Raw genomic sequence first — 23,935 nt, 5'->3', positions numbered from 1 at the left:
TACCAGTAAGATAAGAAAATCGTCTGACGGAGCGGGAAGCGGAACGCTAGATTTATTGATGAAGTTAACACTTTTTAACGGTGCAACCGCTAAAAGTGTGAGTAAGTGCAACCTGGTGAAAAATGCTTACCTAAGGCAGATGCAAACGATGTAAATGCCGTGTTAAATCGTTTGTGAAAAATAAAGGGTTCCGGCAGGATGCATTCCCCATTACATCACGATAACAACACAGCGCCTCGTTCCGGCGCGAAGCAGCCTGGTCAGAGAGAGCAGGCGTAATAGCTATGGAGAAGTCTGAATGACAATTAGCACACCGATGCTGGTGACCTTCCTCGTTTATATCTTTGGCATGATTCTCATCGGCTTTATCGCCTGGCGTTCAACCCGCAGCTTTGACGACTATATTCTTGGCGGCCGTAGCCTCGGGAGCGTGGTGACCGCGCTGTCGGCGGGCGCCTCGGATATGAGCGGCTGGCTGTTAATGGGGTTGCCGGGCGCGATCTTTATCTCCGGGATTTCAGAAAGCTGGATCGCCATCGGCCTGACCTTAGGGGCGTGGATCAACTGGAAATTAGTGGCGGGGCGCCTGCGCGTTCACACGGAATTGAACAACAATGCGCTGACGTTGCCGGATTACTTTACCGGGCGTTTTGAAGACTCCAGTCGCCTGCTGCGGATTATCTCGGCGCTGGTGATCCTGCTGTTCTTCACCATTTATTGTGCTTCCGGCATCGTGGCCGGGGCGCGCCTGTTTGAAAGCACCTTTGGCATGAGCTACGAAACGGCGCTGTGGGCCGGGGCGGCCGCTACCATCCTCTATACCTTTGTGGGCGGGTTCCTGGCGGTGAGCTGGACGGATACCGTGCAGGCCAGCCTGATGATCTTTGCGCTGATTCTGACGCCGGTGATGGTGATCATTGCCGTTGGCGGCCTCGATGATTCCCTGATGGTGATTAAGCAAAAGAGCATCGAAAACGTCGATATGCTGAAAGGGCTGAACTTTGTCGCTATCGTTTCGCTAATGGGCTGGGGCCTGGGCTACTTTGGCCAGCCGCATATTCTGGCGCGCTTTATGGCGGCGGATTCACACCACACCATCGTGAACGCACGGCGCATCAGTATGACCTGGATGATCCTCTGCCTGGCGGGTGCCTGCGCGGTGGGCTTCTTCGGGATTGCCTACTTTAACAACAACCCGGAGCAGGCCGGGGCGGTGACGCAAAACGGCGAACGGGTGTTTATCGAGCTGGCGCAAATCCTGTTCAACCCGTGGATTGCCGGGGTATTGCTCTCCGCGATTCTGGCGGCGGTGATGTCCACGCTGAGCTGCCAGCTGTTGGTGTGCTCCAGCGCGATTACCGAAGATCTGTACAAAGCTTTCCTGCGTAAAGGCGCGAGCCAGAAAGAGCTGGTGTGGGTAGGGCGCATGATGGTGCTGGTGGTGGCGCTGGTGGCGATTGCCCTGGCCGCTAACCCGGAAAACCGCGTGCTGGGCCTGGTCAGCTACGCCTGGGCCGGTTTTGGCGCGGCGTTTGGCCCGGTGGTGCTGTTCTCGGTGATGTGGTCACGCATGACCCGCAACGGGGCGCTGGTAGGGATGATTGTCGGGGCGGCAACCGTGCTGGTCTGGAAGCAGTTTGGCTGGCTGGGGCTGTACGAAATTATCCCTGGTTTCGCTTTCGCCAGCCTGGCGATTGTGGCGGTGAGCCTGCTGGGGAAAGCACCTTCAACGTCCATGCAGAAGCGTTTCGCCGAAGCCGATGCGGTTTATCACACCGCGCCGCCGAGCAAGCTGCAGCCTGAGTAACAGGTGATCTTTTACAGGGCCGGTTAATCCGGCCCTTTATAGGTTGCTGACAAAGAGGAAAAAAGCGTGATTTTTCCCTCTTTGTGGTGAGTTGCCGAAAATCAATGAATTGATTTTCCTGTTTTTTTTAACGAGCTGTCTGATATTTCTTCTCTCGTCAGAGGGCTGCCATCAGTCTGAAGGGCCGGTTAATCCGGCCCTTTATAGGTTGCTGACAAAGAGGAAAAAAGCGTGGTTTTTCCCTCTTTGTGGTGAGCAGCCGAAAATCAATGAATTGATTTTCCTGTTTTTTTAACGATCCGTCTGATATTTCTTCTTTCGTCAGAGGCTTGCCATCAGTCTGAAGGGCCGGTTAATCCGGCCCTTTTTACATCTGGTCATAAATATGTAATCCCCGTCTCTTGTTTTTCTTTTCAGCGCTAATGATAATCACAATCGTTATGGTTTACTTTTCTTTACGTCAATTGACTTGTATTCACATCTGAGGTGTCAGGCATGTTTGTTCCGTTTCTCATCATGTTACGCGAAGGGCTGGAGGCAGCGCTCATCGTTAGCCTGATTGCCAGCTATCTGAAGCGTACCCAGCGCGGCCAGTGGATAGCCGTGATGTGGATTGGCGTTTTTGCCGCCGCTGCACTTTGCCTGGGCCTCGGTATCTTCATCAATGAAACCACCGGCGAGTTCCCGCAAAAAGAGCAGGAGCTGTTTGAGGGGATCGTGGCGGTTATTGCCGTGTTTATTCTGACCTGGATGGTGTTCTGGATGCGTAAAGTGTCCCGTAACGTCAAGGTGCAGCTGGAGCAGGCGGTGGATAACGCGCTGCACAGCAAAGGCAACCACGGCTGGGCGCTGATCATGATGGTCTTTTTCGCCGTCGCGCGTGAAGGTCTGGAGTCGGTGTTCTTCCTGCTGGCGGCTTTCCAACAGGACGTGGGCATTTGGCCACCGCTGGGGGCGATGCTGGGCCTGGCCACCGCCATCGTTTTAGGCTTCCTTATTTACTGGGGCGGGATTCGCCTCAACCTGGGCGCGTTCTTTAAATGGACCAGTCTGTTTATTCTGCTGGTGGCCGCAGGCCTTGCAGCCGGTGCCGTGCGCGCATTTCACGAAGCCGGGCTGTGGAACCACTTCCAGGACATCGCGTTTGATATGAGCAACACGCTCTCCACCCATTCGCTGACCGGCACCTTGCTGGAGGGGATTTTTGGTTATCAGGAAACCCCAACCGTGAGCGAAGTGGCGATGTACTTCATCTATCTGATTCCGGCGCTGGTGCTGTTCTTTATGCCGCCACGCGTGAACAACCAGGCGACCAATACGGCTCGTTAATTGATTTCCGGCGGGGCGACTCGCCGTTCAGTGATAACTACTCATTGTTTAATAGGGATAGGTCATGACCAAACATTTTCGTCTGAAGGCACTGCACGTTGCGCTGCTCGCGCTTGTCTCTTCCACGTTTGCCGCGCAGGCGGCGGACATTCCCCAGGTAAAAGTCACCGTCACGGATAAACAATGTGAGCCGATGAATGTGACCGTGAACGCCGGGAAGACCCAGTTCATTATCCAGAATAACAGCCAGAAAGCGCTGGAGTGGGAGATCCTGAAAGGGGTGATGGTAGTGGAAGAGCGTGAAAACATCGCGCCGGGCTTCTCCCAGAAGCTAACCGCTAACCTGCAGCCGGGTGAATACGACATGACCTGCGGTCTGCTGACCAACCCGAAAGGCAAGCTGGTGGTGAAAGCGACCGGCAAACAGGAAGCGCCTAAATCCGATCTGCTGGCGCTGACCGGTCCAATCACCGAATACAAAGCCTACGTGACCGCTGAAGTGGCTGAGCTGGTGAAAGGCACCAAAGCCTTTACTGACGCGGTGAAAGCCGGCGATTTAGAGAAAGCCAAAGCCCTGTATGCGCCAACTCGTCAGCATTACGAGCGTATTGAGCCGATTGCTGAGCTGTTCTCAGACCTCGACAGCAGCATTGATGCCCGTGAAGACGACTTCGAGAAAAAAGCGGATGACCCGAAATTCACCGGTTTCCACCGTCTGGAGAAGATCCTGTTTGGCGACAACACCACCAAAGACGCCGCGCAGTTTGCCGACAAGCTGAACGCCGACGTGCTGGATCTGCAGACTCGTGTTTCCGAGCTGGCCTTCCCGCCGAGCAAAGTAGTTGGCGGTGCAGCTGGCTTGATTGAAGAAGTCGCTGCGACCAAAATCAGCGGGGAAGAAGACCGCTACAGCCACACTGACCTGTGGGACTTCCAGGCGAACGTCGACGGCGCGCAGAAAATCGTTAACCTGCTGCGTCCTCAACTGACCAAAGAGAACCCGGCGCTGCTGGCGAAAGTGGATGCCAACTTCAAGAAAGTTGACGCCATTCTGGCGAAGTACCGCACCAAAGACGGGTTTGAAACCTACGACAAGCTGACGGATAACGATCGCAAGGCACTGAAAGGGCCGATCACGACGCTTGCGGAAGACCTGTCTCAGCTGCGTGGCGTGATGGGCCTGGACTAAGCATCATGAGTGATAAGGACAACACCGGCGCGCACCAACCGGCGCGCCGCCAGCTGCTGAAAACACTGGGCGCCCTTGGGGGCGCTTTTGCCGTGGGCGGCGGGTGCCCGATGGCGGCCCATGCGGCGAATCCGGCCTCTTCGCCGGGCACGCTGCCGCCGGATGGTCGCCTTGAAAGCCAACCGCTGTATGGCGAACACCAGGCCGGGATTCTGACACCCCAGCAGGCCGCCATGATGCTCGTGGCGTTTGACGTGCTGGCCAGTGACAAAGCCGACCTCGAACGTCTGTTCCGCTTGCTGACCGCCCGCTTTGACTTCCTGACCAGCGGCGGCCCGGCACCGGAAACGCCAAATCCACGGTTACCGCCGATGGACTCTGGCATTCTTGGGGCGGAAATATACCCGGATAACCTGACGATCACGGTGTCTGCCAGCAGCTCGCTGTTTGACGAGCGTTTTGGCCTGCAAAAGCAGATGCCGAAAAAGCTACAGCCAATGACCAGTTTCCCGAATGATTCGCTGGATGCCAGCCTGTGTCACGGCGATTTGCTGCTGCAGATTTGTGCCAACACCAACGACACTGTGATCCACGCGTTGCGCGATATTATCAAGCACACGCCAGATCTCCTCAGCGTGCGCTGGAAGCGGGAAGGGTTCATCTCCAACCATGCGGCGCGCAGCCGAGGGAAAGAGACGCCCATCAACCTGTTAGGCTTCAAAGACGGCACGGCCAACCCGGACAGCCATGATAAGCCACTGATGGACGACGTGGTTTGGGTAACGAAGCAACAGCAGGAGCCAGCCTGGGCTACCGGCGGAAGCTATCAGGCCGTGCGCATTATTCAGTTCCACGTTGAGTCCTGGGACCGTACGCCGCTGAAAGAGCAGCAGACTATCTTCGGGCGAGAGAAACACAGCGGTGCGCCGCTGGGTATGACAAATGAGCATGATGTGCCGGACTACGCCGCCGATCCGGACGGCGATGTGATTGCGCTGGATGCCCATATCCGCCTTGCAAATCCAAGGACCAAAGAGACGCAGTCGGGGCTAATGATGCGGCGGGGCTACAGCTATTCACTGGGCGCCACCAAATCCGGTCAGCTCGACATGGGGCTGCTGTTCGTCTGCTACCAGCATGACCTTGAAAAAGGCTTCCTGACGGTGCAGGGCAGGCTGAACGGCGAGGCGCTGGAAGAGTACATCAAGCCGATCGGCGGTGGGTATTTCTTCGCGCTGCCGGGCGTGCCGGATAAACAGCATTATCTGGGGCAGGGGATGATTGAGGCGTAATTATTGCCGTACCGGTGATGAGAGCCGGGAACGAATCTTCCCCTCACCCCGGCCCTCTCCCCACAGGGGCGAGGGAGAAAACAGTCGACGGGAGCATTATTTATTCCCTCTCCCTGCCAGGGAGAGGGTAAATCCAGAAGCGACATTGTGACTGAGGGAAACCTTAGCCGTTCTTATCGAGAGTGGTTTATGTAGATTTTCATTTGCTAACAATTCGCTCCCCCAATTATTCATTACAATTCCCTATGACTATCCCGCTGATATATTTCTGTAATATTGATGTGCGAAAACGGTACACAGCAGCGGATTGCGATTAAACGTTACTTAAAAGTGAAATTTATGTTGCATTTTGGGTGATGTTTAGTGTACTTAAAGCATGAGCGGTAGTTCCCTGCTGTGACGTTTAATCACTACGGAGATCGCGAATGGTTGGGTCCTGTACTGGACGGTTACTTAAACACTTTACCCGCACTACCCAGCGCGGAGGCCTCTCCTCCGGCTTCGCTATCTTCACCGCTAAATTTCCCCATTCAGAGTCAAATCAGCGTCCTAACGGTGCGTCAGGCAACGTTTCGCGTTCGCTTAACGCACCCTCTCAACCGGCAGTTAATGGCTTACAAGGAAGCCAAACCTCATCCGTTAGTGGCCATAATCGCGCCTGTCCAGACGGCGCGGGAAATGAAACCAACTGTAAGGTGCCATCCATGGGAAGACAGAAAGCTGTGATCAAAGCTCGTCGCGAAGCAAAACGTGTGCTGAGACGGGATTCGCGTAGCCACCGGCAGCGTGAAGAGGAATCGGTCACCACGCTTGTGCAGATGAGCGGCGTAGAATCTATAGGCATGGCGCGCGACAGCCGCGACCATTCACCTATCGAAGCGCGGAATGAAGCTCAGGCGCACTATCTTAATGCCATCGAGAAAAAGCAGCTGATATTTGCTACCGGCGAAGCCGGCTGTGGCAAGACGTTCATCAGCGCGGCAAAAGCCGCTGAGGCCCTGATACATAAGGATGTTGACAGGATTATTGTTACCCGTCCGGTGCTGCAGGCCGATGAAGATCTCGGCTTCCTCCCCGGTGATATCTCAGAAAAGTTCGCCCCGTATTTCCGCCCGGTGTATGACATCCTGGTGCGACGTTTAGGGTCGTCTTTTATGCAGTATTGCCTGCGGCCTGAAATTGGTAAGGTTGAGATTGCGCCGTTCGCCTATATGCGCGGACGCACTTTTGAAAATGCCGTGGTTATTCTGGATGAGGCGCAGAATGTCACCGCAGCGCAAATGAAGATGTTCCTCACCCGCCTCGGGGAAAACGTGACGGTTATCGTCAATGGCGATATCACGCAGTGCGATTTACCTGCAGGCGTACCGTCCGGTTTAAGCGATGCGCTGAACCGTTTTGAAGAGGATGACATGGTCGGCGTTGTTCGCTTTGGTAAGCAGGATTGTGTGCGCTCGGCCCTCTGCCAGCGCACGCTGAACGCCTACGACTGACCGCCTTCAACGATTTAGACAAAAGCCCAAACTTCGGTTTGGGCTTTTTTATTTGCGCGAATTATTTGGCCAAACTGTGAAGGGGGTCATAACACCAGGTCAAGGAGAGACAATTTATGAGGCATGAGAATTATCTCTCTTCAGAATGCATGCCGTATACTTTCCTCAAGCAGAGACAATAGTCTCTCTCCACAAACCCGCTTTGGAACAGCAACAATACGCCACGGAAGTCCGTTACAGCGTATTGAGACTTGAGGAACAACTTATGCAAAAGAAAAAAATTTACCTGTTCTGCTCCGCTGGGATGTCAACCTCGCTGTTAGTGACCAAAATGCGAGCGCAGGCCGAAAAGTATGAAGTGCCGGTAGAAATTGAAGCTTTCTCTGAGTCTTTGGCCAGCGAGAAAGGGAAACATGCGGACCTGGTATTGCTCGGGCCACAAATTGCCTACATGCAGGCAGATATCAAGAAATTGTTGCCCACCAAGCCTGTAGAAGTTATCGATTCTGCTCTGTACGGTAAAGTCGATGGGCTGGGTGTGTTGAAAGCGGCTGTGGCAGCAATTAAGAAAGCAGCGGCCGAGAGTTAATTTTTTATTCTTGTTTTGTTTAATTTTCCGTCAAAGAGCGACTTACACCTACAGCCGTAAGTAATTACGGCTTTCAAGGATATTTATAATATGAGTAAAGTCATTGATTCACTTGAGAAGGTTCTCCTGCCTTTTGCTGTAAAAATAGGAAAGCAGCCTCACGTTAATGCCATTAAAAACGGTTTTATTAAATTAATGCCATTAACCCTAACGGGGGCAATGTTTGTTCTGATCAACAACGTATTCCTGAGCTTTGGCGCAGGGTCATTCTTCTACTCGTTAGGCATCCGTTTAGACCCCGAGACCATTGAAACCCTGAATGGGTTTAAAGCTATCGGCGGCAATGTGTACAACGGTACGTTGGGCATAATGTCGCTGATGGCGCCTTTTTTCATTGGCATGGCATTAGCTGAAGAAAGAAAGGTCGATCCTTTGGCCGCGGGCTTATTATCCGTCGCAGCCTTTATGACCGTTACGCCATATAGCGTAGGCGAAGCCTATGCCGTAGGCGCTAACTGGTTAGGCGGCCAGAATATTATTTCCGGTATGATTATCGGTCTGGTTGTCGCGGAGCTGTTTACCTTTGTTGTGCGCCGGAACTGGGTAATTACCCTGCCGGACAGCGTACCGGCCTCAGTATCCCGCTCGTTCTCGGCGTTAATTCCAGGCTTCCTGATTCTGTCTATCTTCGGGATCATCTCCTGGGCGCTGTCTCACTACGGCAGCAACTTCCACCAGATCATCATGGACTCCATTTCGACTCCGCTGGCGTCAATGGGGAGCGTGGTTGGCTGGGCATACGTGATTTTCAACTCCTTGCTGTGGTTCTTCGGTGTTCACGGTTCCCTGGCGCTTACCGCTCTGGATAACGGCATCATGACCCCATGGGCGCTGGAAAACGTGGCGCTGTACCAGCAGTACGGTTCTGTTGAAGCCGCTATCGAAGCGGGCAAACAGTTCCACTTCTGGGCGAAACCAATGCTCGACTCCTACATCCTGCTGGGGGGTTCCGGTGCGACGCTGGGTCTGATTATCGCTATCTTCATCGCCTCTCGCCGCGCCGATCACCGTCAGGTGGCTAAGCTGGCGCTGCCGTCAGGCATCTTCCAGATTAACGAACCGATTCTGTTTGGTCTGCCGATCATCATGAACCCGGTGATGTTCATCCCGTTTGTGGCGGTACAGCCGATTCTGGCCGCGATCACCCTGATTGCGTACTCCATGGGCATTATCCCGCCGGTCACCAACCTGGCACCGTGGACCATGCCTACCGGCCTGGGCGCCTTCTTCAACAGTAACGGCAGCGTCGCTGCACTGCTGGTGGCGCTGTTCAACCTGGGTGTTGCAACGCTGGTGTACATGCCGTTCGTTATCCTGTCCAACAAGGCACAGGCGGTTATTGAAGAAGAAGAAAGCGAAGAAGATATCGCTAACGCACTGAAATTCTAAGTTCAGCCGGGGGAGGGCATGCCTCCCCCGTTTTCAGAATCCGGGGAGCACGCTTATGTTTGATTTAGATAATGTTGTTGAAACTGAAGTAGAAGTGGACGATCTCGAAGAAGTGGTGATGGGCTTAATCATCAATTCAGGCCAGGCCCGCAGCCTAGCCTACGGCGCGCTCAAAAAGGCCAAGCAGGGTGACTTCGCCGGGGCTAAAGAGATGATGGACCAGTCCCGCACGGCGCTGAACGAAGCGCACCTGGTGCAGACTAAGCTGATTGAAGGCGACCAGGGCGAAGGCAAAACCAAAGTGAGCCTGGTGCTGGTACACGCGCAGGACCACCTGATGACTTCGATGCTGGCGCGTGAGCTGGTCACCGAGTTGATTGAATTGCACGAGAAAATGGACAAGTAGCAGGTCAGCATATGCAGCCAGAGATAGACAATATGGAAATTAACATTGTTCGTGAAAGCCAGCTGTTTAACGGCAAGTGTTTCCATGCGTTTATCTACACCAAAGAAGAGAGCGTGAGCGGGCTGCACCAGCATGACTACTACGAATTCACAATCGTGTTGACCGGGCGCTACTACCAGGAAATTAACGGTAAGCGCGTACTGATGGAGCGAGGCGATTTTGTCTTTATTCCGGTCGGTTCCCATCATCAGAGTTTCTACGAGTTTGGTGCGACCCGGTTATTTAACGTGGGGATCAGTCAGCAGTTCTTTGAACAGCATTATATGCCGCTGCTGCCGTCCCATTTGGTGGCCTCACAGGTTTACCAGATTAAGGATGAATTCCTGGCGTTTATGGAATCGGTGATTGCCTCGTTTAATTTCCGCGAAGGGGAATTTAACGAGTTCCTCGAAATGGTGAGTTTTTATGTCGTCAATCGACTGCGCCATTATCGGGAGTCGGAAAATCAGGATGATATCCCATTGTGGTTAAAATCCACCGTTGAAGGGATGCACGACAAAATGCGTTTTGGTGACAAAGCCTTATTAAACATGGTCGCGCTTTCGGGTAAGTCGCAGGAATATTTGACGCGCGCCACTCAGCGCTATTATGGCAAAACGCCGATGCAGATTATTAACGAAATCCGCATTAATTTTGCCAAGAAGCAGCTGGAGATTACTAACTCATCGGTGACCGATATTGCCTTTGAGTCCGGCTACAGCAGCCCCAGCATGTTTATTAAGAACTTTAAAAAGGTCACCTCTTTTACGCCAAATAGTTATCGGAAGAAATTGTACAGCATTAATTAAGGTGCTGGTTAATTACCACGGTCAATATTGCGTTTTTATTAACTTATTCAATTTTCTAAATACGGCGCGTGGCGCTGTACGGGAGCCTGTATGACTAAGAAATTAAAAGTTGTTACTATCGGTGGCGGCAGCAGCTATACCCCAGAATTACTTGAAGGTTTTATTAAGCGCTATCATGAACTACCGATTACCGAACTTTGGCTGGTGGATGTCGAAGCCGGTAAAGAAAAGCAGGATATTATTTTCAATCTTTGCCAGCGCATGATTGAGCACGCCGGTGTGCCGATGACGGTACACAAGAGCCTCGACCGCCGTGAAGCGCTGAAAGACGCGGACTTCGTGACCACCCAGCTGCGCGTGGGCCAGCTGAAAGCGCGCGAGCTGGATGAGCGTATTCCGCTGAGCCACGGTTATCTTGGCCAGGAAACCAACGGCGCGGGTGGCCTGTTCAAAGGGCTGCGCACCATTCCAGTGATTTTCGACATCATCAAAGACGTGCAGGAAATCTGCCCGGATGCGTGGGTTATCAACTTTACTAACCCGGCCGGGATGGTGACCGAGGCGGTATTCCGCCACACCAACTTCAAAAAATTCATCGGCGTGTGCAACATTCCTGTTGGCATGAAGATGTTTATTACCGACGTGCTGAAGCTGACCCCGGAAGATGACCTGGGGATCGATCTCTTCGGCCTGAACCACATGGTGTTCATCAAAGATGTGCTGGTGAACGGCGAATCCCGCTTTGCTGAACTGCTGGACGGCGTAGCCAGCGGTAAACTGAGCGCTAACTCGGTGAAAAACATCTTCGATATGCCGTTTAGCGAAGGGCTGATCCGTTCTCTGAACCTGCTGCCGTGCTCTTACCTGCTGTACTACTTCAAGCAGAAAGAGATGCTGGCCATCGAAATGGGCGAGTTCTACAAAGGTGGCGCGCGTGCTTCCGTGGTGCAGAAGGTCGAGAAACAGCTGTTCGAACTGTATAAAGATCCTAACCTGGACGTGAAGCCGAAAGAGCTGGAGCTGCGCGGCGGGGCTTACTACTCTGACGCCGCATGCGAAGTGATCAGCGCTATCTACAATGATAAGCAGACCGAGCACTACGTGAACATCCCGCACCATGGGCACGTGGACAATATCCCGGCGGACTGGGCTATCGAAACGACCAGCATCATTGGCCGTGATGGCGCAAGACCGCACCCGCGCGTGACTCACTTCGACGAGAAAGTGATGGGCCTGATTCATACCATCAAAGGCTTCGAAGTGGCGGCGAGCCAGGCGGCGCTGAGCGGTGAATTCAACGATGTGCTGCTGGCGCTGAACCTGAGCCCGCTTATCCACTCTGACAAGGATGCGGAAGTGATTGCCAAAGAGATGCTGCTTGCCCATAAAGCCCATCTGCCAAACTTTGCGAAAACTATCGAAAAACTGGTGTAATGCCTTGCCCTCCCCGGACGGGGAGGGCCACTCAAGAGGGATGCTATGGACCGCTTACTGATTATCAACGCCGATGACTTTGGCCTGAGTAAGGCGCAAAACTACGGCATCATCGAAGCCTTTCACCACGGTGTGGTGACGTCAACCACCGCGATGGTTAACGCTGAAGCCATTAAACACGCTGCCGGGCTGTGCGCACGCTATCCGGGGTTGGGGGTCGGCATGCACTTCGTGCTGACGCTGGGACAGCCGCTGACCAACATGCCGGTGCTAACCCGCGAAACGGGCGTACTGGGTAAATGGATTTGGGAGATGGCCGAGCAGGGGCAGTTGGATCGGGACGAGATCAAACGCGAACTGGAAAGCCAGTATCAGCGCTTTATCGAGATTTTTGGTATTGAACCAACCCATCTTGATAGCCATCATCACGTGCATATGATTCCGGAAATTTTCCCCATCGTTGCGGCGTTTGCCAGCGCGAAAGGGATCCCGCTGCGTGTCGATCGTGATGCCGCAGCCCGGGACAACATTTCCCTGGATGGCGTGCGGACTACGCAAGGGTTTAGCAGCGAGTTTTACGGCGATTCGATTTCTGAAAGCCTGCTTCTGGAGTGCGTGGATGCTTCGGCTAAGCGAGAGGAAGCCTCGCTGGAAGTGATGTGCCACCCGTCATTTGTGGATAACACGCTGCTGAAAAGCAACTACTGCTACCCGCGCCTTGCGGAGCTGGAAGTGCTTACCTCCGCGGCGTTGAAGTACGCGATTGCCGAGCGAGGCTACCGTCTGGGCACGTTCCGCGATCTCTAACCCCTATTCGTACTTCGGCCTGCTGTCGATAAGGTGTATTATTGCTGCATCTTATCGACAATCATTGACCGGACGTTTGTACCGGTTAACGAGGTGCAGCTATGTCCGGAAAACGCATCCAACGCGAAAAGCAAACCATCGCTAAAATGCTCGCCCTGTACGAGCGCAAAAACCCAGCTGCCAGCCCCGATCCAGACCACTACTCACGGCTATACGACTACGCTGCCAAAAGGTTGGATCGCTGCGCTTTTGGCGAAGAAAAGCCCGCCTGCAAGCAATGTCCCATCCACTGCTATCAGCCCGCAAAACGTGAAGAAATGAAGCGGGTGATGCGCTGGAGTGGTCCCCGAATGCTGTTTCACCATCCGATTCTGACCGTGCTTCATTTGATGGACGATCGCCGTCCGGTTCCGCCGCTGCCGGAGAAATACCAGCGTAAGAAAGAGTGACGGAGTCAGTCATGCCGGTTTCATCTTAATCGTGTATAAACGCTGACAATAACGCGGCGTTATGCCCGGAGGGTAGGCGATGGGATACGTGGAAGAAATGAGGGCGCTGGTAGGCCACCGGCTTTTATTACTGGCCGGGGCGAATGTCATCATCACCGATGATCAGCAGCGCATTTTGTTGCAGCTGCGGCGTGATGGCGGCTGGGGATTGCCCGGCGGTTTGCTTGAGCCCGGTGAAAGTTTTGAAGAAACGGCTATTCGTGAAGTGAAAGAAGAGACGAATCTTGATGTTCACGACCTGACTTTACTCGGCACTTTTTCGGGTTCGGACTATACGTTTACGCTCGAGAATAAAGACAGGATTAACGTCATTACTTCACTGTTCGAAGTGACAAGCTGGTCAGGCCGTATGATTAGTGACCCTACAGAAGGTCTGGCGCTCACCTTCTTTGCGGAAAGCGAGATCCCGGCAGAAACAAAGGATGAATACAGGGGTTATATAAACTACTACCTGGCGCAAAGAGTTGCTAAAAAGTAACTGCAGGTTATATTCGAACCCAACCCTTATAGTGAAACATGCGAAAAAAAAGCCCGCATTTGCATGCGAGCTCTGCTTTAAATATGGCGGTGAGGGAGGGATGATTCTCGCGCTGTCCATGGCGCTCGCCCTACGGGTTGCCGGAGGCAATGCAAAACGGCCATCCTGCCGTTTTGTCGAACCCTGTCGAGGGTTCTCATCCGTCCCTCAAGGGGTTACGGGTAATAAAAAAGCCTGAACGTGAGTTCAGGCTCTCTTATCGAATATGGCGGTGAGGGAGGGATGATTCTCGCGCCGTCCATGGCGCTCGCCCTGCGGGTTGCCGAAGGCAATGCAAAACGGCTGTCCTGCCGTTTTGTCGAACCCTGTCGAGGATTCTCATCCGTCCCTCAAGGGGGTACGGGTAATAAAAAAGCCTGAACGTGAGTTCAGGCTCTCTTATCGAATATGGCGGTGAGGGAGGGATTCGAACCCTCGATACGTTGCCGTATACACACTTTCCAGGCGTGCTCCTTCAGCCACTCGGACACCTCACCATATTGTTTTGCTGCACACCTTAGGTGGGCAACGGGGCGCTACTATAGGGAGTCAGCCCTCTTCGGTCAAGCCTAATTTATGGATTATGCCGCGTTCGGTTAAGGTGTGAGCGGTTGAGGCGGTTTTAAGGCAAATTCGTCGAAAAAAGCTCCCGCTCGGGTAATTCCTGTGGGCGGGAGAGGGTTAATCATCGCGCTAGCTGGCATTACCTCCCAGCGACTGCCAGAGCGTAATGCGGTTCTCCAGCGCCGTTTGCTGCAGTGAAATAAGCGAGTGGAGAGCGCTCCATAGCGTGCGCTGCGCCGTTAAGGCTGTCAGATAATCGCTGATGCCAATCTGCTGCTGTTTTTGCACTATCTTCAGTGAGGCTTCCGCACTGGACATCGTCTGCTGTGCCAGCTCAAGGCTGCTGGTTTTTAACCTGCTAAGGTTTTCTTGTCGGAATCAAATCAAGGTCGACGTACAAATATTGGGTGAATTGTGAAGGGTATATGGCGGTGAGGGAGGGATGATTCTCGCGCCGTCCGTGGCGCTCGCCCTGCGGGTTGCCGAAGGCAATGCAAAACGGTCATCCTGCCGTTTTGTCGAACCCGGTCGAGGGTTCTCATCCGTCCCTCAAGGGGTTACGGGCAATAAAAAAGCCTGAACGTGAGTTCAGGCTCTCTTATCGAATATGGCGGTGAGGGAGGGATGATTCTCGCGCCGTCCGTGGCGCTCGCCCTACGGGTTGCGAAGGCAATGCAAAACGGTCATCCTGCCGTTTTGTCGAACCCGGTCGAGGGTTCTCATCCGTCCCTCAAGGGGTTACGGGTAATAAAAAAGCCTGAACGTGAGTTCAGGCTCTCTTATCGAATATGGCGGTGAGGGAGGGATTCGAACCCTCGATACGTTGCCGTATACACACTTTCCAGGCGTGCTCCTTCAGCCACTCGGACACCTCACCATATTGTCGCTCCAGCGCTGCTGGAACGGGCGCTAATTTAGGGAAAATGGGCTTCGCCGTCAATGCTAATTTCATGTTTTTGGTGCGTTTAGCCAAACTTCGTCCAACTTGATTCTTAAACCACCACAAGATGCTGCTTTTTATTACTTTGGGGCTTGCATGGCGAGTCGATTCGCGCAAGCCTAAGAAAAAAAGGAGGCAGTATGGACATTATTTTTCATCACCCCACTTTTGACACCGAGTACTGGCTGAATCGCCTTCAGCTGGCTTTGCCTGGCGCTCGCGTTCGCCAGTGGAAGCAGGGCGACCAGCAACCCGCAGACTATGCCCTTGTCTGGCATCCTCCGGTGGAAATGCTTAGCGGCCGTAAAGGGCTAAAAGGCGTATTTGCGCTGGGAGCGGGCGTTGACGCTATCCTCAGTAAACTTCAGGCTCATCCTGACATGCTGCCTGACGGCGTGCCGCTGTTCCGCCTCGAAGACACCGGCATGGGGCTGCAGATGCAGGAGTATGCGGTCAGTCAGGTGCTGCACTGGTTCCGTCGTTTTGACGATTACCAAAAGCAAAAACAGCAGGGGCAATGGCAGCCGCTGGACGATTATCGTCGCGAGGATTTCACCATTGGGATCCTCGGTGCAGGCGTGCTGGGCGGTAAAGTCGCTGAAAGTCTTGTGGCCTGGGGCTTCCCGGTTCGCTGCTGGAGCCGCAGTAAGAAAGATTTCCCTGGCGTAGAAAGTTTTGCCGGTGGCGAAGCGCTGCCTGCCTTTTTAAGCGGCACCCGCGTGTTGATCAACTTGCTGCCTAATACGCCGCAAACCGTCGGCATCATCAATCGTGAATTGTTGAGTCAATTGGCTAAAGAGTCCTACGTGATAAATCTCGCGCGCGGGGTTCACCTTGTCGAAGCCGATCTGCTTGCGGCGCTGGATGCCGGGCAGCTCAAGGGGGCAATGCTGGACGTCTTCTCTAAAGAGCCGCTGCCGGAAAATAATCCGCTATGGGCACATCCTCGCGTGGCAATTACGCCGCATGTTGCAGCGGTAACTCGTCCTGATGAGGCGATTGCCTATATAGCAAAAACGATTACTCAACTGGAAAACGGTGAAGCCGTTTCAGGTGAGGTCTCACTTCAGCACGGCTATTAAGCATCAAGCCCGGCCCTGGCCGGGCTGATAACGTTCCAGAAGCAGGCTAAAAATTGTCATAGATTGCTGGTATCCTTACTTCAAAATAGAAAAGGAGAAAGCCATGTATCCCGTTGACCTGCATATGCATACCGTTGCCAGCACCCACGCCTACAGTACCCTCCACGATTATATTGCCGTTGCGAAAGCCAAAGGTATCAAGCTGTTCGCCATTACCGACCACGGCCCGGATATGGCGGATGCGCCGCATTACTGGCACTTTATTAATATGCGTATCTGGCCACGACTGGTCGATGGCGTCGGCATTTTGCGCGGTATTGAGTCGAACATTAAAAATACCGCCGGGGAAATAGACTGCACCGGCCCGATGCTGGACGCGCTGGATTTAATTATCGCGGGCTTCCATGAGCCGGTGTTCCCGCCCAAAGATAAAGCCACCCACACCGAAGCGATGATCGCGACGATGGCGAACGGCGACGTACATATCATCAGCCATCCGGGGAATCCTAAGTTTGAGATTGATATCCCAGCTGTTGCGGCGGCGGCGGCGAAGTATAACGTCGCGCTGGAGCTGAATAATTCTTCGTTTACCCATTCGCGTATTGGCAGCGGCCCAAACTGCCGCGCTATTGCCGAAGCCGTGCGCGATGCAGGTGGCTGGCTGGCGTTAGGATCCGACTCTCACACTGCCTTTACGCTGGGGGATTTCACCGAATGCCGTAAAATCCTCGACGAAATCAATTTCCCGGAAGAGCGGATCCTTAACGTCTCTCCGCAGCGCCTGCTGGGCTTCCTGGAAGCCCGTGGTATGGCGCCAATTGCTGAATTTGCCACACTGTAATTAACACCCGTAATGGATAGAGCCAGTCATGAATGAATTTTCAATTATTTGCCGCGTACTCGGATCGCTTTTTTATCGCCAGCCGCAGGATCCCCTGTTGGTGCCTCTTTTTACGCTGATCCGTGAAGGGAAGCTGGCGGCAAGCTGGCCACTGGAGCAGGATGAGCTGTTGGGCCGGCTGCAAAATAGCTGCGATCCGCAGCTGCTGGCGGGCGACTTTAACGCTTTGTTTGTTGGCGAAAAATGCAGCGTGCCGCCATTCCGTTCCGCCTGGGAAGAGGGCAGCGATGAAGGCGAAGTGCGCCAGTTCCTGAAGCAGCGTGGCATGCCGCTGGGTGAGTCCCCGGCCGATCATTTTGGGACGCTATTGCTGGCGGCCTCGTGGCTTGAAGACCAGTCTCAGGAAGATGAGTTTGAAGCGCAGGTGACGCTGTTTGATGACTACCTGATGCCGTGGTGCGGGACTTTCCTGGGCAAAGTTGAAGCCCATGCCACAACGCCATTCTACCGCACGCTGGCGGCGATCAGCCGTGAGGCGCTGCAGGCCATGCGCGATGAGCTGCAGGAATCAGAGGATGAGTAATTGTGATGTTAATCACAATTAAAATGTAACGCTGATTTCTTATTTGCAAAAAACGTGCGCCAGATCGTAGTGGTTGGCCCGGCCTCTGCTATGATACGGCGCCATGAAGACACTTATTCCATTAGCAATCACCACCGGTATTCTCTCCGGCCTTTGGGGCTGGGTGGCGGTGAGCCTCGGCCTGCTGGGCTGGGCCGGTTTCCTCGGCTGTACCGCTTATTTTGCCTGTCCGCAGGGCGGTATGAAGGGGCTTTTTATTTCCCTGTGTACGCTGTGCAGCGGCGTGCTGTGGGCGCTGGTAATTATTCACGGCAGCGCGCTGGCGCCGCAGGCGGAAATCCTGGGCTACATCATGACCGGCGTAGTCGCCTTCCTGATGTGTATTCAGGCGCGCCATATTTTGCTCTCGTTTGTCCCCGGGACGTTTATCGGCGCCTGTGCAACCTTTGCCAATCAGGATGAGTGGCACAACGTTGTACCTTCGTTGCTTTTAGGCCTGGTGTTTGGCTTTGCCATGAAAAACAGCGGGTTGTGGCTCGCTGCCCGGCGGGACAAGCCAAAACCGAAAGCCAGCTCATTGCTAAGCGAATAAAAAAACCAGCGAAAGCTGGTTTTTTTATCGATGCACAGAGCCTCATGAAGCGGGCGGCGTTGAGAGCTGTTTGTATTTCACCAGCACCGGATTGTTAATATCGGCCGGGTTCTGTAGATCCCAGAGTCCCCGGTCGATACCATCGTTGACCAGATAGATGACCCCCGTTTCAATGGCGGACATCAGGCACAGCATGACCGGCTCGTTGCTGGTATAGCCCACTTCACCTTCCAGCAGACGCTGATAATCAATAAACCGGAAGACGCCGGCTTGCACCTCGTATGACAGGATCGTTTTGCTGGTGTTGACGGACGACATAACTTCGCCGGTGCTGACGTCCACCACCCTTAAATTAACGGCAATTTGATCAAGCTGGTACTGCGTGTCGGCCCCAATGCCAAAGTAGCGAGCGCCCGCGCCACCCGACTTGACGTTACTCTCGTAGCCAATGATCGAGCCTTCAATCATCACATTGGCCGCCATCAGAGAGTGCAGCGGGGCGCGGTTATTATCGGCCACGGTGCCATTTTCCTGGGCGGCACGAATAATTTTGCGTTCGTTAAGCAGGTTTTGCAGCCCCTGGCGTTCAAGGGGGATAAACCAGCGGGAATCCTTCAATGCCGTGACCAGCATAGACGTCGCGCTCTGCGGTACGGCGGTAGAAAAGTTGCTGGCAGGATAGGGCTTGAACTGGCCCGTTTCGTCCTGAATGTTATACACCGAGACATAAAGCTTCCCTTTTGCTTCCGGCAAATGCGTCAGGTCGAGATAGCTTTGCGCGCGCGGTAATAACGTTGGTTTGGCGGCCTCTTTTGGCGGAGCCGTTAAACAACCACTTAATAAAAACACCGCCATAATCAGAAGTATGCGCTGCATGATAGTGATCCTTTCAGAGGTTAAGCCACTAAAAATTCGTAGAATTCGCCTGCAGGCCGGATACCTGAATGGTTGACGTTTTGCCGGTTTTGCGGTCGGTGACGTTGAGCTGAAGCTGGCCGTCAGTGTTGGCAATATCGACGATAAAATCATTGGTGACCATGCGCCCTGGTTTACCGGTATTAATATTGGTCAGCAGCCCGCCCAGCACCTGCGACTGCAGCGCCTGGGTGAAGTTATCCAGCGCGCTGGGCATTTGAATGCCTAGATCGCTGCTGTAGCTGGGATCTTTATAAGAGTTTTGCGCCTGGGCCGAATTTAACAAATAGGCGCCGTTATTGGGGTTACCGCCAAAATTGGGGTTCACAAACTGGAAAACCATATTCCCGCCCCAGGCCAGCGGCGTAAATAACAGCACGGGCAGTACGGCATGATAAATACGCATCATCGTCTCCTAGAATTCATCGTGGGTTAAATCGCTGGTGCTCAAGAGTTGCTTATCGATCAGCCTGCGTTTAAGCGCCTCACCGGTATGGACCAGTGCAACGTCAACGTTTTTGTCAAAGTCGCGCTTTGTGGGGAAAAGAAAAGCCTGATAAACAACATCCTGGCCTGCGGTAATCGTTATCCAGCTCCCCCAGCGGGCGCTGGGGCGCTCGTTGATGGTTAAATTACCGGTATAGTTGCTTTCCCATTTATCGCTGAAGGCGCGATAAAAGCTGTGGCCAACGGAGGTGACGGTATGGTCTGTCAGCAGTCCAGGGATCTCGACTTCTTCGGCCAGGACACTGCTTATCAGGCAGCAGCAAGCTGCCAGCGTAAATGCAGCTGAACGTTTCATGGGGCTATCGCCGAAGATTATCGTTGGCCCAGGAAACCGCCTGAGTTCGGTTCTTGACGGCTATCTTTCTGAACAGGTTATACAGGTGCGTTTTGACCGTGTTCTCGCTGATAAACAGCGAACGCGCGATTTCAACATTGGAAGAACCAACGCGCAGCTTATTCAGTATTTCCTTTTCGCGCTGCGTCAGGCGGGATGACTCGGCGTTGTTAAACCGGTAGTTGCCGGAGTGGTTGATCAGATAACTGGCCAGTTTCTGCGAGAAGTAACATTCGCCAGCCAGTACCCCGCGCAGTCCCTCGATGACTTTGGGCTCTTCTACAGCAAGATAAAAAACGCCATTGATGTGCGGCCAGCTTTCAATCTCCCGGAAGGGATACTCCTCCGGCGTATTGAGTAACAACAATTTTATCTGACAGTTTTTACGACTTAGTTTATCCTGCCAGAACAGAATGGTCTTTTTATCTGTTTCCGCCATATCAAATAAAATCAGAGCATTACCGGGAAATTCATCCAGTGGCCGTTGAATATTATGAATACGGCCATTTATTTCTAACGAGGCGCGCAGGTGCTGTAATAAGGCTGAAGCCTGGAGAGAGGGTTTTGTCATTAACAATAACGTAGGGCCCTGAAGGGCATGGACTTCATTATACATGATGAAACTCCACCTGGTTTATGTCGCTACCTTTTGAATTAATAAGAATTAATTCTCTATAACGTGACGAGTGCCGCGACGGTGCTGTATGTTAAATATTTTTAATCGCCGAAATGATTTTATTTCGGTCAGCAAAAGAAAATTAACTAAAGAAGTGGTAACTGTTTCCAATTTAGCGATTGGATATTTTAACGCAAGTGTTAACTATGTAACCAAATGTTTCTTTGGATATTAAAATGTTTCAATTGAGAGTGTTCGCTATTTAATTTTAAGCAGAAAGTTGTACGTTTTTTGCTTTCTGTATAGAAAATTAATTTCGATTTTTAATTTTAACTAATTGTATTTTATGTATTTTATTTTTTATTTTTTTGTTTTACTCACTCTATTCATAATTTTAAAAACCGCGTTCCCAGCATTCAACCGCTTCGCTTAAGAAAACTGAGTGTGATGACGAAGTTTTCTCATAAACTGACTAAGTATCGCTTAAGTTGTGCTAAGTCAGTGAGAGTTAAGGTGACTTTAAATAAGTGTGCTAATGATTATCCGATCCCTGGAACAGGGGGATGTAATAGTGATGATTGTCTGTTTTTATTTCGTATTAATACTTTGGTGTGAATTTTATAATGCAAAATACCACCCCGGCATGAGATATTTTTAATTGTTGCCGTAACATACTCATTTGCGTAACGATGCAATAACACATTATTGTTGGTCCGTTATACTTGACCTGAATGTTACGCGTCATATTGTTCCGGCATTATCTGGTTCAGGGTGACAGAATGAAAAAATATTTTATTTCTATAATGTTCGCTGGCCTGGCGAGTCATTGTTTTGCGGCGAGTAACGATCTCGCCACTGCTGAGTATAATTTTGCTGTCAATGAATTGAGCAATCCTCAATTTAATCAAACGGCCATTATTGGCCAGTCTGGTAGCAATAATAATGCTGCAGTAGTTCAGCGGGGTCAGAAGCAACTTTCTGAGGTTACGCAAAGCGGAGCAGGCAACCGGGCAAACATCGAACAATCAGGCAGTTATAACCTGGCTTATATCTCGCAAGAAGGTAACGCCAACGAGGCGGGTATTAAGCAGGATTCATTTGGTAATGCGGCGCTTATTATCCAACGAGGTTCTGGTAATAAAGCAAACATTACCCAGTACGGTACCCAGAAGTCAGCAGTTGTTGTGCAAAACCAGTCACAAATGGCGATTCGCATTATTCAGCGATAAGCAAAATATTTGGGCTGAAACTATCAATCCGATGGGGATTTTAGTATGAATCTTTTCAAAGTGGCAGCATTAGCAGCACTGGTTGTTTCCGCAGGTGCAATGGCGACCTATCCGCAGCAGGCTCAGCACTCGACCTTGAAAATATATCAGCAGGGTAACGGAAATAATGCCACAGCGCTGCAGTCGAATGCGTTCTATTCGAAGACTGAAATTAAACAGCTGGGCACGGTGAATGGGGCAAAAGTTGGCCAGGGCTCTGACAGCAGCGATATTAAACTGCTGCAGGATGGCTACGGTAACAATGCCACCATCAGCCAGTGGAACGGGAAAAACGCGCAGATTGATGTTCAGCAGTTCGGGACCAACAACGGGGCAGTGGTTAATCAGACGGCATCCAGCTCTCTGGTGTCGGTCACCCAGTTCGGCAACGGTAACCACGCCACTGCGTCTCAGTACTAAAGCGACCTGGCTATCGCGTGGAACAGGGCCGACGGCCCTGTTTTTCTTTGGAGGTTGTATGCATACCCTGGTATTGCTTGCCGCACTCTCAAGTCAGCTGACGTTTAATACCCGGCAGCAGGAAAACATCTACACAATAACGCCTGTCGCGACGCTGGCGGCGGATTGCCAGTGCACCTTGACGCTGGTGGCAACCAAAACCGGCCCGTCGGGGAAAAGCTCCAGCCACCAAAGCAGCGAACTGTTTATAAAAGCACATCAGGCCGTCGATCTGTCGCAGCTAAGTTTGAATATTGACCCCGGAGACAGCGTCACGGTCACTGTTACCCTGAGCGACGGAAAAGCCTTTCACCTTGAGCAACAGTGGCAAAAGCCGGGGAAGTCTTGACCGCAAACAAATATATGTGACGGAAGTATTGCAAGAACAAAAAACATGGATCACTGTTTAATTATCTTTGATTTTCTGCCGATAACCTTCAGGGACGACAGCAATCGAGGAGTAATAAACGTGAAAGCAAGTTTTCAGCAGTATTTGCTTTGTCTGGCGCTGGGCATCGCGGTTTCACCGCTTTCTCAGGCTGCATCCTCTGGCATCATTCATTTTCGAGGTGAAATAGTAGAAGGCGGCTGTCAGTGGACATCGGCCAGCTCCAATGTCGCCATGACCTGCACCGAAAAAGGCAAACCCGTCACTCAGACCGTTGCCCTTAGCTCTCTGGATGGTATTACCCTTCATAATGACAGTACGATGCAAACCCGTGTGAAATACCTCGACCCACAGCACAAAACAGCAGTGCTGTACGTTACCTATCAATAACGCCACGGCCCGTTTAACGCGGGCTGTGTATTTTTGGTTTCTGACCACATAGCAGAGTAAACTAACGCGGATCGATTTCAGTTGAACGCATAGGGTTATTGCTGTGAAAAAAAGTTTGCTCCTTTCTCTTCTGCTGGTGGCGCAGGTGACCGGGGCGGTAACGCTGGATGACATCCAAAAGCGATTTGCCGCCGTGCCGGTAATGCGGGTGCAGTTTGAGCAGGAGCGCCAGATAAAAGGCATGGCGCAGCTGCTGCATTCCAGCGGGCGGATTGTGGTGACAAAGCATAAAGGGCTGTGGTGGCAGCAGCGTCAGCCTTTCCCGATGGGACTGGTTGTTGGGGAGAATCGGATGGTTCAGGTGATGGGTAACCAGCCGCCGCAGGCAATCACCGCGGAGAACAATCCGCCAATGTTTCAGTTCAACCAACTGCTGCGTACGCTGTTTTATCTCGATCGAAAAGCGCTTGAGAAAGACTTTATCAGCGAGTTTTCCGACCTGGGGGAGGGAAAATGGCGGCTGGTATTAATTCCCTTTGAGAAAACGCTCAGCGGGCTGTTTCGCTCGATTACGCTTTATGGTGAGAAGTCGCTGGACCGAATTGAGCTGAATGACGTGGAGGATGACGCCACGGAAATAACGTTTACGCACCATCAGTTTGAACCCCGCAGACTTAGTCAGGAAGAGCGCAAACGCCTTGTCTTCTAAATAATGCCCGGCCGCTAGCTGAGTTTTTGATTGCGTTGGCGGCGGCTGGCGGCATAATGTGTAAAACTTAATTAGAAC

27 protein-coding genes and 2 tRNA genes are annotated in these 23,935 nt (G+C 52.4%); 22 read left to right on the top strand and 7 right to left on the bottom strand.

The features are described 5' to 3' along the window. Nucleotides 1-298: 298 nt before the first annotated feature. From putP to ACREYP_RS14735, 13 genes are all read left to right on the top strand, one after another. The gene (gene putP / locus ACREYP_RS14795; RefSeq protein ID WP_166875269.1) at nt 299-1,807 is read left to right on the top strand and encodes a sodium/proline symporter PutP; all 1,509 of its coding nucleotides are present in this window, start codon (nt 299-301) and stop codon (nt 1,805-1,807) included. Between the two features lie 495 nt (nt 1,808-2,302). Beyond that, nucleotides 2,303-3,136, top strand: a complete 834-nt coding sequence (gene efeU / locus ACREYP_RS14790; protein WP_008455644.1) for an iron uptake transporter permease EfeU — start codon at nt 2,303-2,305, stop codon at nt 3,134-3,136. 64 nt (nt 3,137-3,200) lie between these two features. Next, a complete protein-coding gene (gene efeO, locus ACREYP_RS14785; RefSeq protein ID WP_166875266.1) occupies nt 3,201-4,325 on the top strand; it encodes an iron uptake system protein EfeO in 1,125 nt (374 codons plus the stop codon). A gap of 5 nt (nt 4,326-4,330) precedes the next feature. Beyond that, nucleotides 4,331-5,617, top strand: coding sequence for a deferrochelatase/peroxidase EfeB (gene efeB / locus ACREYP_RS14780; protein ID WP_498880958.1), 1,287 nt, complete (start codon nt 4,331-4,333; stop codon nt 5,615-5,617). Nucleotides 5,618-6,321: 704 nt separating this feature from the next. Continuing rightward, nucleotides 6,322-7,110: a phosphate starvation-inducible protein PhoH gene (phoH, locus tag ACREYP_RS14775; RefSeq protein ID WP_008455641.1), complete on the top strand. Its 789-nt coding sequence runs from the start codon at nt 6,322-6,324 to the stop codon at nt 7,108-7,110. Nucleotides 7,111-7,375: 265 nt separating this feature from the next. Further along, a complete protein-coding gene (locus tag ACREYP_RS14770; RefSeq protein WP_008455640.1) occupies nt 7,376-7,699 on the top strand; it encodes a PTS sugar transporter subunit IIB in 324 nt (107 codons plus the stop codon). A gap of 90 nt (nt 7,700-7,789) precedes the next feature. After that, nucleotides 7,790-9,148, top strand: a complete 1,359-nt coding sequence (chbC, locus tag ACREYP_RS14765; protein ID WP_008455639.1) for a PTS N,N'-diacetylchitobiose transporter subunit IIC — start codon at nt 7,790-7,792, stop codon at nt 9,146-9,148. Nucleotides 9,149-9,203: 55 nt separating this feature from the next. Then, nucleotides 9,204-9,554 (top strand): PTS N,N'-diacetylchitobiose transporter subunit IIA, encoded by a 351-nt coding sequence (gene chbA / locus ACREYP_RS14760; RefSeq protein ID WP_008455638.1) that lies wholly within the window; start codon nt 9,204-9,206, stop codon nt 9,552-9,554. Between the two features lie 11 nt (nt 9,555-9,565). Next, nucleotides 9,566-10,402: a transcriptional regulator ChbR gene (chbR, locus tag ACREYP_RS14755; RefSeq protein WP_034808027.1), complete on the top strand. Its 837-nt coding sequence runs from the start codon at nt 9,566-9,568 to the stop codon at nt 10,400-10,402. Between the two features lie 90 nt (nt 10,403-10,492). After that, nucleotides 10,493-11,836: a 6-phospho-beta-glucosidase gene (locus tag ACREYP_RS14750; RefSeq protein ID WP_336817779.1), complete on the top strand. Its 1,344-nt coding sequence runs from the start codon at nt 10,493-10,495 to the stop codon at nt 11,834-11,836. Nucleotides 11,837-11,881: 45 nt separating this feature from the next. Then, entirely contained in the window at nt 11,882-12,643 is a 762-nt protein-coding gene (gene chbG / locus ACREYP_RS14745) for a chitin disaccharide deacetylase (RefSeq protein ID WP_336817778.1), read from the top strand. A gap of 101 nt (nt 12,644-12,744) precedes the next feature. Further along, nucleotides 12,745-13,092 (top strand): nitrous oxide-stimulated promoter family protein, encoded by a 348-nt coding sequence (locus ACREYP_RS14740; RefSeq protein WP_336817777.1) that lies wholly within the window; start codon nt 12,745-12,747, stop codon nt 13,090-13,092. 79 nt (nt 13,093-13,171) lie between these two features. After that, a complete protein-coding gene (locus ACREYP_RS14735; RefSeq protein WP_008455632.1) occupies nt 13,172-13,630 on the top strand; it encodes an NUDIX hydrolase in 459 nt (152 codons plus the stop codon). Between the two features lie 448 nt (nt 13,631-14,078). Here the strand turns inward: ACREYP_RS14735 and ACREYP_RS14730 are convergent. The 3 genes from ACREYP_RS14730 to ACREYP_RS14720 all read right to left on the bottom strand — a co-directional run bounded on the left by ACREYP_RS14730 (nt 14,079) and on the right by ACREYP_RS14720 (nt 15,110). Further along, nucleotides 14,079-14,166: transfer RNA gene (locus ACREYP_RS14730), tRNA-Ser, on the bottom strand. 196 nt (nt 14,167-14,362) lie between these two features. Next, nucleotides 14,363-14,551 carry an outer membrane channel protein gene (locus ACREYP_RS14725; protein WP_498880957.1) on the bottom strand — a complete coding sequence of 63 codons (189 nt, stop codon included), beginning with the start codon at nt 14,549-14,551 and terminating at the stop codon, nt 14,363-14,365. 471 nt (nt 14,552-15,022) lie between these two features. After that, nucleotides 15,023-15,110, bottom strand: a tRNA-Ser gene (locus ACREYP_RS14720). A 203-nt stretch (nt 15,111-15,313) separates the two neighbouring features. On the opposite strand from ACREYP_RS14720, the gene ghrA reads away from it, so the two are divergent. The 4 genes from ghrA to ACREYP_RS14700 all read left to right on the top strand — a co-directional run bounded on the left by ghrA (nt 15,314) and on the right by ACREYP_RS14700 (nt 18,271). Continuing rightward, nucleotides 15,314-16,255, top strand: coding sequence for a glyoxylate/hydroxypyruvate reductase GhrA (gene ghrA / locus ACREYP_RS14715; RefSeq protein ID WP_336817776.1), 942 nt, complete (start codon nt 15,314-15,316; stop codon nt 16,253-16,255). Nucleotides 16,256-16,358: 103 nt separating this feature from the next. Beyond that, nucleotides 16,359-17,096, top strand: a complete 738-nt coding sequence (locus ACREYP_RS14710; RefSeq protein ID WP_008453572.1) for a phosphatase — start codon at nt 16,359-16,361, stop codon at nt 17,094-17,096. 28 nt (nt 17,097-17,124) lie between these two features. After that, nucleotides 17,125-17,679 carry a TorD/DmsD family molecular chaperone gene (locus tag ACREYP_RS14705; RefSeq protein ID WP_498532027.1) on the top strand — a complete coding sequence of 185 codons (555 nt, stop codon included), beginning with the start codon at nt 17,125-17,127 and terminating at the stop codon, nt 17,677-17,679. A gap of 103 nt (nt 17,680-17,782) precedes the next feature. Beyond that, a complete protein-coding gene (locus tag ACREYP_RS14700; RefSeq protein WP_498880956.1) occupies nt 17,783-18,271 on the top strand; it encodes a DUF1097 domain-containing protein in 489 nt (162 codons plus the stop codon). A 42-nt stretch (nt 18,272-18,313) separates the two neighbouring features. On the opposite strand, the gene csgG is transcribed toward ACREYP_RS14700, so the two are convergent. Genes csgG through csgD form a run of 4 tightly spaced genes read right to left on the bottom strand, consistent with a single transcriptional unit; the run spans nt 18,314 to nt 20,643 of the window. Beyond that, nucleotides 18,314-19,147 carry a curli production assembly/transport protein CsgG gene (gene csgG / locus ACREYP_RS14695; protein WP_008453567.1) on the bottom strand — a complete coding sequence of 278 codons (834 nt, stop codon included), beginning with the start codon at nt 19,145-19,147 and terminating at the stop codon, nt 18,314-18,316. 28 nt (nt 19,148-19,175) lie between these two features. Further along, complete coding sequence (gene csgF, locus ACREYP_RS14690) at nt 19,176-19,592, bottom strand: curli production assembly/transport protein CsgF (RefSeq protein WP_008453564.1); 417 nt, start codon at nt 19,590-19,592, stop codon at nt 19,176-19,178. Between the two features lie 9 nt (nt 19,593-19,601). Continuing rightward, nucleotides 19,602-19,988, bottom strand: coding sequence for a curli production assembly/transport protein CsgE (csgE, locus tag ACREYP_RS14685; RefSeq protein WP_498880955.1), 387 nt, complete (start codon nt 19,986-19,988; stop codon nt 19,602-19,604). 4 nt (nt 19,989-19,992) lie between these two features. After that, the gene (gene csgD, locus ACREYP_RS14680) at nt 19,993-20,643 is read right to left on the bottom strand and encodes a LuxR family transcriptional regulator (protein WP_498880954.1); all 651 of its coding nucleotides are present in this window, start codon (nt 20,641-20,643) and stop codon (nt 19,993-19,995) included. Between the two features lie 779 nt (nt 20,644-21,422). Between csgD and csgB the strand changes: the two genes are divergently transcribed. From csgB to ACREYP_RS14655, 5 genes are all read left to right on the top strand, one after another. After that, nucleotides 21,423-21,872: a curli minor subunit CsgB gene (gene csgB / locus ACREYP_RS14675; protein WP_008453558.1), complete on the top strand. Its 450-nt coding sequence runs from the start codon at nt 21,423-21,425 to the stop codon at nt 21,870-21,872. A gap of 45 nt (nt 21,873-21,917) precedes the next feature. Further along, entirely contained in the window at nt 21,918-22,331 is a 414-nt protein-coding gene (gene csgA, locus ACREYP_RS14670) for a curli major subunit CsgA (RefSeq protein ID WP_008453557.1), read from the top strand. A gap of 58 nt (nt 22,332-22,389) precedes the next feature. After that, entirely contained in the window at nt 22,390-22,719 is a 330-nt protein-coding gene (gene csgC / locus ACREYP_RS14665) for a curli assembly chaperone CsgC (RefSeq protein ID WP_008453555.1), read from the top strand. Between the two features lie 120 nt (nt 22,720-22,839). Continuing rightward, nucleotides 22,840-23,148 carry a YmdA family protein gene (locus ACREYP_RS14660; RefSeq protein ID WP_008453554.1) on the top strand — a complete coding sequence of 103 codons (309 nt, stop codon included), beginning with the start codon at nt 22,840-22,842 and terminating at the stop codon, nt 23,146-23,148. Nucleotides 23,149-23,251: 103 nt separating this feature from the next. Then, on the top strand, nt 23,252-23,857 hold the full coding sequence (locus ACREYP_RS14655) for an outer membrane lipoprotein carrier protein LolA (RefSeq protein WP_498880953.1): 606 nt from the start codon (nt 23,252-23,254) through the stop codon (nt 23,855-23,857). Nucleotides 23,858-23,935 lie beyond the last annotated feature (78 nt).

It is taken from the genome of Enterobacter sp. TMH.L2 (assembly GCF_050847315.1).
GTDB lineage: Bacteria > Pseudomonadota > Gammaproteobacteria > Enterobacterales > Enterobacteriaceae > Cedecea.
Note: the sequence above shows the minus strand (reverse complement) of the source record. Positions and strands in the feature narration are given on the sequence as shown.